Raw genomic sequence first — 12,541 nt, forward strand, 5'->3', positions numbered from 1 at the left:
AGTTACCACATTCTTCGCTGCCCGCTCCAAACCTGGTATACATTATTCAGCTGAATGCCCAGCACGATTTCATGACTTCCGTTACTCACCTTATTTAAACCGGAAGTCGTGAAATCATAAGCATAGGTCAGGTTTAGCATCTTGCCAAAATTACCGCCCATCATTGCCGAAAAAGAATCCCCCTTCCGATAGCTTCCACCGATCCAGAACTTATCCTTGTAGGATGCTTTCATATTCAGATCTGCTGAAAGCGTTGCTGTAACCTGCTTAAACATCACCGAGGGTGTCAAAGAAATCTCTTCATCCAGAAAAAACCGATACCCGGACGTCACAAATAAATGTGGAACCTCCTTACCGGAATTATAATCGGTATTCTTTGTAAATGACAGTTTCTGAGGCAATGCAGACTGCAAAGAAACACCAGCAAAGAAACGTGCTCCATACAACCACAGCCCCATTCCCAGATCAGGTTTGAACTGACTGATCGTGGTATTTCGTATCGCAGGATCTTCCCTTGTCTGATCCTCAAACTGCAAGGAATTCGCATCAAAGCCTATCCTCGAAAATCCTGCAGATACCCCTACAGATAGATTTAAGGCATTTTGTAACTGCAAATGATAAGCATAGGTCAGGTTAAAGTCCAATCGGGATATGGCCGCAGCTTTATCGTAAACGGCAACTACCCCTATTCCGTGATGGGCGGGAGAAGCTGTGTAATTTTGCATATAATTCCTGCTCATGGGGTCATCTCCTTTATCCGGGAGTGACAATGGATTGCCCCATAAATAGTCGTCTCCAAGCTTCCAGTGTGCTGCAACAAATGAGGTTTGAGGTGCATTTTCTATTCCAGTCCATTGTCGCCGGTATCCCATCTTGATATCGGTATAATTTTCGATCCCGCTTAAAGCGGGATTTAACAGGTAATTGTTAAAAATATACTGTGTATACTGAGGCCTTTGCTGAGCATGGGCACCAAGGCCGGCCAGCAATATTGCGGTGATGATATGATCTAGTTTCCTCAATTAAATTACCTGATTAAAGTTAAAGCTCCTGATTTCTCTTTTCTTCCGTTATTTGGCCGGATGAGGTAATAATACGTCCCTACTGGCAACACTTTTCCGGAAAAAGTACCATCAAAAGACCTGGCATAACCCTGACTACTGAAAACCCTTTCTCCATATCGGTTAAATATTTCTATCGTTGCGCCAGGATAACTGTCTATATTCTCCAGATTCCATAGGTCATTTATGCCATCTCCATTGGGCGAAAAGGCATTAGGTACGGTAATGTCATCCAGAACTTTCACCATTACCCGGTCTGTAACCACGCAGCCATTCCCGGATTTTACGCTCAAAGTATACTCTGTATCCTGATCTGGCTTAGCCATAGGGTTTAAAATATCATCCCTGCTCAGTCCTGCTGCCGGTGTCCATTTATATTCCAGATCAAATCCGGATGCCCTTGCATCCAGCTGTTTTTCCTTTCCTGCAACCAATACCACCAAATCCGGACCGGCATTAATTTCCGGTATCGGCAAGACCCTGATCTGCTGTGAATATTCCTCAACGCATCCACTTCCCGAAACCAGTTTGTATTTTATCGTATGTATTCCCAGACCAGCCAACAAGGGATCGAAAAAACCAGCGGCACTAATTCCCGGCCCGGAAAACACGCCCGATTCTCCGGTTTTCAAAATAGCGGCATTGACCTGGAATCCGTCCTCATTCAAACATACTTCCGGTAAAATATTGAAATGAGCGACCGGAACCGCATGGAAGATCAGCTCCAGGTCTTTAGCGTGCTGACAAGCACTTCCTTCATCTAATCCGGAATAGGCAACCAATGTCAAAATCCCCCGCTTACTTTCCGGACTTACAAATGGCTCATAATTAAAAGTATACACCTTATTAAGAACCGGGTCTCTGTCGACCTCCTTTAACACCCCGTCGAGATACCATTTGAGAATTCTGATTTTGCCTATCCTTACCGTCGATGTATTTCTTACCTGAAAAGAACGGTTGCTGCACAACGAACCAGGATCTACCAACTCAAAGGATGCAACGGGATCAGAACTACTCAACTCAAAAGAATTCTTTACTTTCACCACGCTACAGCCATTGGCATTCGTAACAGTTAACGTAATGGTATAGGTTCCAGCCGCACTATACAGATGTCTTCCCTCCCGATCTGTACTCGTATTCAAAGCACCCGAACCTGGCTCCCCGAAATCCCACAGGTACTGCAGCCCGGCGACATCCTCAGTTAGATTTTTAAAAACAGCCACATTACTCACGCAAGCTCCCGGCAATTCGAAATCTACTACAGGAAGCGGAACCACCTTAACCTGGGCCGTATAACTATGAGCACATCCGGTACTCGTTTCGACCTTCAGTACCACGGTATAGGTTCCTGCTGCTGCATAGGTATGCACAGGAGCTGAAAGTTCAGAAGTATTGTCCGTACTACCGGGATCTCCAAAATCCCAATGCCATTTGCTTAGCCTTCCTTCATTGGCAACAGAAAGATCTGTAAACACCGTTGCCTTCGTGGCACATGCTCCCGAATAACTGAATTTTGCTTCAGGAATTTTGTTGATATGAAGATTTTTAAGGCCGCTCTGAGATGGTCCGCAGCCATTTCCATTGTCTACCTTCAAACTCACCTTGTAATCTCCTCCTGTGGCATAAATATGCTCAAATGGGCCTCCATTATCCCTGACCAGTTCCGGACTTCCATCGCCAAAATTCCAGGTCCATTTTAAGATGTTCTTTCCTTTCGGATCACTCTTATCGGTAAATACAACCGCAGTACCGGCGCAACGACCTGGTATACCGATAGAGAAATCCGCCACCGCGGGCGCAAAAACCTCAAATTCCAGGTCAATCTTCTCTACAGGATCGCAACCCGACGGACTGGGATTTAAAACCTCTACCTTCAGCGAATGTTTCCCTGGTGCATTAAAAACCATAGGTTGATGATAGCGATAGGTATAAACCCTAACGCCATCAATAAGGACAGGTGTTCCAACGGGATTAGCTAAAGGGGGTTGGCGCATACCATCAATGATCCAGGTCAGACTACTGGTCTCGTAGGGCAAAGTCAACACGAATTCTGAAGAAGCGCCCATACAAATATCCGGCGTTTTCAAATGCGTAGCCGTATTGATGATCTCAATATTCTGAAAAAGGTTCCGGACATCCGCACCGGCCAGATAACCGTAGGATTCCACCCTTCCGTATCCATAAGCGATCGCAGAAAATCCACCATCGGCCGACAAAGTATGTGTAGGATTGATAGCGGAGGCTTCCGTTACCTCTTCCTGAAGATAAGAATAAGGACTTCCGGAAATGGGCACAAATGGCGCAACCGGAACCACACCATTAATCCGGAAAGAGGGAATAAAATCATTTTTGATGATGACATTGATAAAATGCCGGGTGATCTGGGTTTGAGGACTCGTCTGGTTCCTCATTGCAGAATAAACCGTAATTCTGGACAAAGTTTGTTCCACAGGATTCAGGATCGTCATTTCCGGATCTCCGGGATATAATGGATTATTTGAATCGGTATTCCGGGGATCACAACCCTGACTGATCTGATATTGAACCAGACTAACAGGTTCTGATGCAACGATATGGTTTGCCTGATTCGAACTAAATTCAAAAAACTCTCCTTTGTTATAAGTAGTCTTCAATGGTCCGGGAAAAAAATTGGTACTCCCTGCATTGATTGCTGCCCCGTTGATGGTCAGTCTGGTATTGTCTTTACTGAAATAAAGTCTGAAAATATCGTAAGGCTTATTGATCATGGGTGCCGTAATAAACTCCTTGCCCCAGGAAGAAGTTGGATACAACTGCTGATAAAGGTTATCTCCTCCCTGAGTTGAGCCCTGCGAAACACTACAAAAACCAACCCAGGAACTTCCGGAAAAGACGGCTATCGGCTGGCAACCGCTGCCTGCACCGGCAACAGAGACAATATGAGTTCCGGACAGATCCTCCGTAGACTGGTACTGATAAACCTCTCCTTTCATCAGCTCTTTCGTAAAAGTTGCCCCCGCCTGATGTTGCCCGTTCCTCTCCGCTGCCTTGGGGGTGATTTCGACCTGAGTATGGTTGGCTACACCGATAATGGTAAACTCGGAATACCCCTGAACAAGTCTTGGATTCTGATTGGGACTCTCAAAATAGCCGTTCTGTACATAAGCGGAAACATAGTATTCCCTCCCCAGAACCTTTGTAGGAAGCACCAATGTGGCAGCAGATCGTGCTGCTCTGAAAATATGGGAATAAACCACTACTGGTTTTTCGGCTGTGATCTGGATCGCCTTGTTCTGTTCTATTACATCCGAACTCCCGATATAAACATTCAGTAATTGTGGATTGATCAGAATGGGCCTGATCGCATTTGCATTGACAGAAAACGGAGATCCTGGAATGGTTACTCCTCCGATACTGACGGAGACCCTGGTACTCACATCAGAAGTCACATATAAATATAATCTGGAGTTTACGCCATCAACATGACCAGTATAGGCTACCCAAAACTCGGTTCCTTTATTGGAAGTGTTCTGGCCATAAGCACAGCTGATAAAAAAGACAGAGAGTAGTAACCATAAAACTAATCTCCGTTTTCTCATGTACTTTTAGGTTAAAGATTGATCAGGAGCCCAGGTCTCCCCTGAGCAGGTTCTCCAGTTTTTCATTGGCTATGATAAGACTGGCGGTCAGGTCTCTGTTTTCCTTTCTCAGCATGTAAAGTTCAAATGCTTTCTCAATATTAATCCTGAGGTCGTCCTCCATCCATGGCTTTTGGATGTAACGATAAACTTGTCCTTTATTAATGGCATCAATAACGGCATTGATATCCGCATAACCAGTAAGCAAAATTCTGATGGGTTCCGGAAAATCAGGAATGATAGATTCCAGAAATTCGATCCCCGTAGTAACTGGCATTCTTTGATCGGTAACGATCACATGAATATCTTCCGACTCTAAAACCTGCCTGCCCTCTACTGCCGAATTCGCGGTAAAAATATTAAATTTACGCCTGAAGCTAGCCTTGAAAGCATTTAGATTATGGACTTCATCATCAACATAGAGAACGTTTGCGGAAGTGTCAGAATTCATAGAATTTAGCCTTTTTTTTGTTAAATATATTTTAATTATTATGAACAAAAAAACTATTTATTGATAAAAATTACATCAGATTTTATTCTTAAATAATTACACAAAAAGGTACTAAAATGTTACCAAAACACCTTAAAATAAAGAAATCATCAAAAGACTATCTGAGTTAAGAAATAAGTTTCTGACGCAACATGAACTCCAACTGCTCATTGACGATCAGTAGCTTTTTAGTCAGCTCTTTGTTTTCCTTTCTCAATTGAAAAACTTCAAAAGCCTTTTCAATATACAGCTTTAATTCCGTTTCCTGCCAGGGTTTTGTGATGTATAAATACACCTGCCCCTTGTTAATGGCATCGATAACTGCAGCGATATCTGCATAACCGGTCAGCAAAATACGGATGGGGTCCGGATAAGCTTCCAGAATAGATTCCAGAAATTCTACCCCCGACATCTGTGGCATCCGCTGATCGGTAATAATAATCTGAATGGAATGCTCCGCCAGTATCGGCATTGCTTCCTTCGCTGATTCTGCGGTAAAGACGTTAAACGATCGCCTGAATGACGCTTTAAACGCATTGAGGTTATGTACCTCGTCATCAACATACAAAATATTTACTAACTGGTCCTCCATATAAAACAAAATTAATCAAAAGTGCTAAATACATCGTTAAAAAAAGAAGTAATGTCTTAACATATACTATTTTTGCAAATCATAAAATAAACCCGTTTAAAGATGTTAGTACTTGAGAACCTGATAAAAGAAGATTTCACCACCTGTGAACCTAAATTCTTTAGAATCTATCAACAACAAGATAAAGACGCACTTGAGGCTTTATTAAAAGACAAACCACACACCAAAATACACGACGAAATAGAGACTCAGCTGGATGATCTGATCAAATCACAACATCCGAAAAAGAAACCTGAGCCTGCAGAAATGGAGGCGCTGAAGATCAAACACATCGGAAACCTGTCAAAACTGGAATATGGCGTATGGGTATATTACCCATGGTCTGAACGCCTGGTCCACCTGCTGGATGAAGAAGAATTTATTGCCGTAAGAACAAACAGAAATATATACAAAATAACACCGGAAGAACGCGATATCCTGGGTAAACAGAAAATAGGTGTCGTAGGTCTTTCGGTAGGACAATCCATTTCCATTACCATGGCCATGGAAAGAGGGTTCGGAGAAATCAGACTAGCAGATTTCGACCTTCTTGAACTCACCAACCTCAACCGCATCAGAACAGGTGTACAAAACCTGGGCATAAAAAAAGTAGTACTCGTAGCCAGAGAGATCAAAGAAATTGACCCTTTTCTAAAGGTAACTTGTTTCGATGATGGGATGACAGAGGAAAATATGGACCGCTTTTTTACCGAAGGCGGAAATCTGGACATCGTTGTCGATGAATGCGATGGTCTTGACATTAAAATTTTACTCAGACACAAAGCCAAATCACTGGGCATTCCTGTAGTACAGGACATGAGCGATCGCGGAACCCTGGATGTAGAACGTTTTGACCTCGAACCTGAGCGTCCGATCCTCCATGGCTGGATAGACCACCTGGACCATACCCAGGTGAAATACCTGAAAACCAACGAAGAGAAAGTTCCTTTCCTGCTGGCGATGATTGGGGTAGATACCCTCTCTAACCGCCTGAAGGCTTCCATGGTAGAAGTCGGACAATCGATCACCACCTGGCCGCAACTGGCCTCGGCCGTCGCCCTTGGTGGCGCACTGGGTGCGGATGTCTGCAGACGCATCAGCCTGAAACAATATACAGAATCCGGCAGATACTTTGTAGATTTGGAAGACCTGATCGGCGATAAAAACAAAGCAAAAGACAACGATTACAATGTAGTGGATTACACGGCAGAAGTACTGACAGAAAATGAAATGAACCAGGCGATTGCAGCAATCAGCAGCAAAGAAATCGAATCGTTCCCATTGAGCACCGAACAGGTGGAACAACTGGTCTCTGCCGCAGCCATTGCTCCTTCCGCAGGTAACAACCAGCCATGGAAATGGGTAGCCCGCTCCGGAAAACTATACCTCTTCCATGATGAGCAGCATTCGGTATCCTGGGGAGATTTTGACAACATCACCTCCAACATCGCCTTCGGAACTGCCATTGAAAACATTAAACTCGAAGCAGGAAAAGCAGGACTGACAACCAGCTATCTGCCTTTTCCGAATCCGGAAAATAAACGATTGGTTGCGGCTTTCTCTTTCCAAAAAACCGATGTCGCCTATGCAACAGATCTGGCCGCAGGGATGGGCATCAGGTTAACCAACAGGAAGCAGGGAAACAAAGCGCCTATTGAAGCTGCTGTAATCACTTCACTAAAATCGGCTGCAAGCCTCAACTCCCCTGCTACCTTACAGGTGATTCAGGATGAACAACAAATCGACCTGATTGCCGATATCGTTGCGGGAGTGGAAAGGGTTCGTTTCCTCTACCCTCAGGGACACCATGATTTTTATACCAAAGAAATCAGATGGACCCCGGAAGCGGTCAATGAAACCAAAGACGGATTGGATATCTTATCGCTTGAATTGTCGGAATCCGATAAAACAGGTTTAAAAGTAGCCGAAAGTCCGGAAGTCATTAAACTGCTGAACAGATGGGGTGGCGGGGCAGCATTTGAAAACCTGTCGAGAAAAGCAATCCGTACTTCTTCCGGAATTGGCTTGGTTACGATGCCATCTTATGAAGCAGAAAACTTCCTGAAGGGAGGAGAAGCGGTTCAAAGGGTTTGGATCAATGCAAACCTCAACGGGCTCTCTTTTCATCCGATCTCTGCTCCCTTATTTCTTTTCGCAAGGCTAAATCATGGAAATGGAGCAGGCCTGAATCAAAAAATGACAGAAGAACTGTCAAAATATCAAAAGGATCTATTACAAATATTCCCTACTTTAGGGGACCAACAAGGAGTCTTTATGTTCCGGTTGTCCCATGCTTCGGCTCCAACGGTACGGGCTTTACGAAAACCTTTGAAAGATATATTACAATTTATATAAAAATGGAAATGAAGCTAACCTTCCGGTCATTTACTGCGGTTAAAGAACCCGAAACCTGTGAAAGGTATCTTGAGGGGCATGTACAGGTGTTAAAAGACTATGGAATTACCAATATCACGACCAATAACAGACAATGGATGGAATTGCCCAATGTGCATGGAATCGTTGCTGAAACGGAAAGTGGAGAAGTGGTAGGTGGGGTACGTGTTCATATCGCAGATGGCATTCATCCGCTTCCCGTAGAAAAGGCGGTCGGATCAATGGACCCTAATGTGGCGACGATCATTAATCAATATTTTGATAGCGGAACTGGTGAGCTTTGTGGACTTTGGAATGCAAAAAGTGTGGCTGGTGTAGGCATTAGCATCCTGCTCGTAAGGGCAGGAATTGCCATTGTCAACCAAATCAGACTGGCCTCACTTTTTACCATCTGTGCAGATTATACCCTGCCAATGGTTAGAAAAGTAGGCTTTGTGGTCGAGGATTCCCTGGGCAAAGGAGGCGAATTTGTATATCCTAACGACAATTATATTGCCAGGGTCCTCCGAAAAATGAATGCAAAAACACTGGAAACAGCAGAAGAATTCGACAGGGAACGTATCTTTGATTTAAGAGACAACCCAATCCAGCTTACCCTGGAAACCGGCCCCAAAGGGGACGTAGAAATTGATTATCAGTTATTAATACCTAAATATGAATAAATTCTGGAGTTGTTTTCTGTTGTTAATCTGGGCGGCTTTTTTTGCGCCTCTGCAATCATCAGGACAAGACACCGTAATTGTTAAAACCGGGAAAATCGAGCGTAATTTTGGCAAGAAAATTATGCTCTTAAAAGATCAGGAACACCGCATCGACGTAAAAGCCGCCCTGACAAATCAGGAGTATACCCGCTTAAATACCCCTGTACCTAATTTAGGCGTTACCAATGCCACCTATTGGTTAAAATTTCTGATCAAAAATGAAAGCAACAGGTCTGACCTCATGTTGAGGCTTGCCCTTCCAACCATTGATTATTTAGATTTTTTTATTGTCGATTCCACACAGAAAGTGATTCGTCATGAAGCAACCGGCGACAGGCTCGTCTATGCGAGCAGGAAATTCGACAACCCCATCCCTACCCTGAGGTTTAACCTGGAAAAGCATAAAACCTATACCATTCTACTGAAAATTCATGGCGGAGAACAATTACAAGTTCCCCTGACCGTTGGAAACAGCAGCTCCCTGATCGATGAAATTCAAAATGCCTCGATCATCTTCGGATTATATATCGGGATCATTTCCGTGATGTTTATCTATAACCTGTTTTTGTTCATCTCCACAAAAGACAAAAGCTATTTATATTATATTGTCTATATTCTGATTATAGGCCTCACACAGGCCAATTTTCAAGGTTATGCCTTTAAATACCTATGGCCTGAAAACACCTGGCTGTCTACCCATGCGGTCTACATACTGAGTTCCCTGGCCGCGCTGTCGGCAATAGAATTTATGAAGCAGTTTTTGCATACCCGGGATTTCCTTCCAACCTTGCATAAGACCCTGAACTTTTTCTATCTGCCTTATCTGATTGCCTTGCTTTCTACCTTTTTTGGAGGTTTCAACATAGGTTATCAGATCATTCAGATCACCGCTGTTGCAGCAGCAATGTATATGCTGATCATCGCTTTCATGGTCTATTTAAAAGGATTCAGACCAGCCAAGTTTTTCCTCCTGGCCTGGAGTGTCTTTCTCCTGGGCGTATGCAGCTTTGTATTGAAAGATTATAATATATTAGAATACAATACCCTTACCTATAACATGATGCCATTTGGTTCGGCATTGGAAGTCGTTTTGCTTTCTTTTGCACTGGCTGATAAAATCAATACTTTTAAAAAGGAAAAAGAAGAATCTCAGGCTCAGGCCCTTCGGGTGTCCCTTGAAAATGAGCAATTGATCAAGCAACAAAATATTGAATTGGAGCAAAAGGTAAATGAAAGAACACTCGAGTTACAGGAATCCAACAGTACACTGGAGCTGACGCTGAAAGACCTTAAAGAAGCACAAAGTCAGCTGGTGGATTCAGAAAAAATGGCCGGCCTCGGACAACTTACTGCCGGTATCGCCCATGAAATCAATAATCCGATTAACTTTGTTACTTCCAACATCAAACCTTTAGAACTCGATATCGAAGAGCTGAACGAAGTCATTAGCATGTACGAGAACCTCAAACTTGATGAAGATTTAAATCCCCAGATCAATGCCATTGAGAGCTTTAAGAAGAGAATAGACCTCGACTTTGTTCGTGATGAAATCAAGTCACTCCTCTCCGGAATTGGCGAAGGCGCAAAACGAACCGCAGAAATTATCAGAAGCTTGAAAAACTTTAGCAGATTAGATGAAAACGATTGTAAATTCGTAGACCTGAACGAAGGATTAGACTCTACATTGGTGTTGGTAAGAAATACCTTTCCTTCCAACTTTAATATTGAGAAAATTTATGGTAACTTACCTAAAGTTGAATGTATGCCGGGGAAAATCAATCAGGTATTCATGAACCTGATTAGCAATGCCATTCAAGCCATTAAAGGAAAAGCACAAAGTGAGGAGGAAGAAAAGTTAACCATTACCACCTGGCATGAAAATGATCAGGTAAAAATCAGTATTAAAGATACAGGACCAGGAATGTCAGAAGAAGTTAAACAGAAGATTTTTGAACCCTTTTTCACCACTAAAGACGTGGGAGAAGGAACTGGCTTGGGATTATCCATCGTGTTCAGGATCATTGAAAACCATCACGGTCAGATCGATGTTCTCACAAAAGTAAATCACGGTACAGAATTTATTATTACCTTACCCGTAACCTCACGATAATACACTTTATTATGAATGCAACAACTATACGTGTTCTGTATATTGATGATGAAGAAAATAACTTGCACGCTTTCAAAGCAAGTTTTAGACGCCAGTATGAAATTTACACAGCCATATCCGCTGACGAAGGATTAAAAATTCTTGAAAACGTTTCCGTGCAGGTGATCATTGCGGATCAGAAAATGCCCAATACGACAGGAGTGGAATTTTTCAAGAACATTAAACACACTTATCCTGATCCAACCAGAATCTTGCTGACCGGTTATACCGACATTGAGGCACTTGCAGATGCGATCAATCATGGTGACATCTACAGGTATATCACCAAACCATGGAATGACCTGGAATTGCACAACTCCATCAAAAACGCTTATGATGCCTATAAATCTAAAATAGACCTCAGAAATAAAGTCGCAGAACTGGAGAAAACCAATGATGAACTGAACCGGTTTATTTACAGCATTTCTCATGAGCTCAGGGCACCACTGGTTTCGGCCATGGGGATCGTCAACCTCGTTAAAATGGAAGGCCTCTTTCATTCCAGTGGAGAATATTGGGGATTGATAGAAACCTGCTCTAACAGACTGGATTATTATATTCAGAAAACCCTTCAATACTATAAAAATAATAAGACCATTTCAGAAAATACGGCGGTCGACTTTAAAAAACTGGTCTCAGACCTGATTGAACTGTATTCGTATACGGATAAAGACATGCATTTCAATGTGAACATCATCCAGAATGAACCTTTCTTTGGAGATGCCTTCAGAATTGAAGTAATTTTGGGCAACCTGATTTCCAATGCCATAAAATATCAGAAGGAAACAGAGCTCAATAAAAATGTAAATATCACGATAGAAGTTCAGCCAACCCAGGTAAACATTGCCATCAACGACAATGGAATGGGCATCCTGAATGAACATTTAGAAAAAATATTCCTTCAGTTCTTTAAGAGCAAGATCAACCACGGAAGCGGTCTCGGCCTTTTCATCGTGAAAGAAGCATTGAATAAAATTAACGGAAAAATAGCAGTAAGTTCGAACTCAGTAGAAGGCACCACCTTTAAAATAACGATTCCAAATGTTAAGTAAGTACAAAAGAGTAATGTTGATAGATGACAATGAAGTGGATCTGAAGATCAATTCAAAAATCATTACCATATCTAAGTTATTTGATGAAATCATTCTTTGCCAATCTGGAGAAGAAGCGCTCAACTACCTCAACCGAAACCTGCGGGAAGAAGACAAACTCCCTGATTTCATTTTGCTGGACATTCAAATGCCGGAAATGGATGGCTTTGAATTTCTGGAAATCTTTAAAAGATTGCCAAACCCGATTACAGAGAAATGTATCGTAGCCATTCTTTCTTCTACACTAGATTTCGGAGACATCAAAAAAGCAGAGGCAAACCCTCATGTCATCAGGTTGTTCAAAAAGCCCCTCTTCCCCAAAGAACTGGAGGAAGTGCTGGCCAAATATCTATAAAAATAAAGAAGGGCAATTTTCAAAAACTGAAAATTGCCCTTCTTTAAAAATG

Annotated in this window: 9 protein-coding genes; 5 read left to right on the plus strand and 4 right to left on the minus strand. The window is 42.7% G+C overall.

The features are described from left to right. Positions 1 to 2: 2 nt before the first annotated feature. The 4 genes from AAFF35_RS20735 to AAFF35_RS20750 form a co-directional block, all read right to left on the minus strand. Positions 3 to 1,022, minus strand: coding sequence for a type IX secretion system membrane protein PorP/SprF (locus AAFF35_RS20735; protein ID WP_342328442.1), 1,020 nt, complete (start codon positions 1,020 to 1,022; stop codon positions 3 to 5). Between the two features lie 5 nt (positions 1,023 to 1,027). After that, positions 1,028 to 4,639 (minus strand): PKD domain-containing protein, encoded by a 3,612-nt coding sequence (locus AAFF35_RS20740; RefSeq protein WP_342328443.1) that lies wholly within the window; start codon positions 4,637 to 4,639, stop codon positions 1,028 to 1,030. Positions 4,640 to 4,661: 22 nt separating this feature from the next. Beyond that, a complete protein-coding gene (locus tag AAFF35_RS20745; protein WP_342328444.1) occupies positions 4,662 to 5,129 on the minus strand; it encodes a response regulator in 468 nt (155 codons plus the stop codon). 166 nt (positions 5,130 to 5,295) lie between these two features. After that, on the minus strand, positions 5,296 to 5,760 hold the full coding sequence (locus tag AAFF35_RS20750; protein WP_074605814.1) for a response regulator: 465 nt from the start codon (positions 5,758 to 5,760) through the stop codon (positions 5,296 to 5,298). Positions 5,761 to 5,862: 102 nt separating this feature from the next. Here AAFF35_RS20750 and AAFF35_RS20755 point away from each other — a divergent pair, with 102 nt between their 5' ends. From AAFF35_RS20755 to AAFF35_RS20775, 5 genes are read left to right on the plus strand one after another with little or no spacing between them, the layout of a single operon-like run. Next, on the plus strand, positions 5,863 to 8,154 hold the full coding sequence (locus AAFF35_RS20755; RefSeq protein ID WP_342328446.1) for an Rv1355c family protein: 2,292 nt from the start codon (positions 5,863 to 5,865) through the stop codon (positions 8,152 to 8,154). A gap of 2 nt (positions 8,155 to 8,156) precedes the next feature. Beyond that, a complete protein-coding gene (locus AAFF35_RS20760; RefSeq protein ID WP_074605816.1) occupies positions 8,157 to 8,855 on the plus strand; it encodes a hypothetical protein in 699 nt (232 codons plus the stop codon). Next, entirely contained in the window at positions 8,848 to 11,004 is a 2,157-nt protein-coding gene (locus AAFF35_RS20765) for a 7TM diverse intracellular signaling domain-containing protein (RefSeq protein WP_342328447.1), read from the plus strand. The genes AAFF35_RS20760 and AAFF35_RS20765 overlap by 8 nt, the downstream gene beginning before the upstream one ends. Before the next feature lie 11 nt (positions 11,005 to 11,015). Next, on the plus strand, positions 11,016 to 12,095 hold the full coding sequence (locus AAFF35_RS20770; protein ID WP_342328448.1) for a hybrid sensor histidine kinase/response regulator: 1,080 nt from the start codon (positions 11,016 to 11,018) through the stop codon (positions 12,093 to 12,095). Next, positions 12,085 to 12,489 carry a response regulator gene (locus AAFF35_RS20775; RefSeq protein WP_342328449.1) on the plus strand — a complete coding sequence of 135 codons (405 nt, stop codon included), beginning with the start codon at positions 12,085 to 12,087 and terminating at the stop codon, positions 12,487 to 12,489. The genes AAFF35_RS20770 and AAFF35_RS20775 overlap by 11 nt, the downstream gene beginning before the upstream one ends. Positions 12,490 to 12,541 lie beyond the last annotated feature (52 nt).

The sequence above is a fragment of the Pedobacter sp. FW305-3-2-15-E-R2A2 genome (assembly GCF_038446955.1).
GTDB lineage: Bacteria > Bacteroidota > Bacteroidia > Sphingobacteriales > Sphingobacteriaceae > Pedobacter.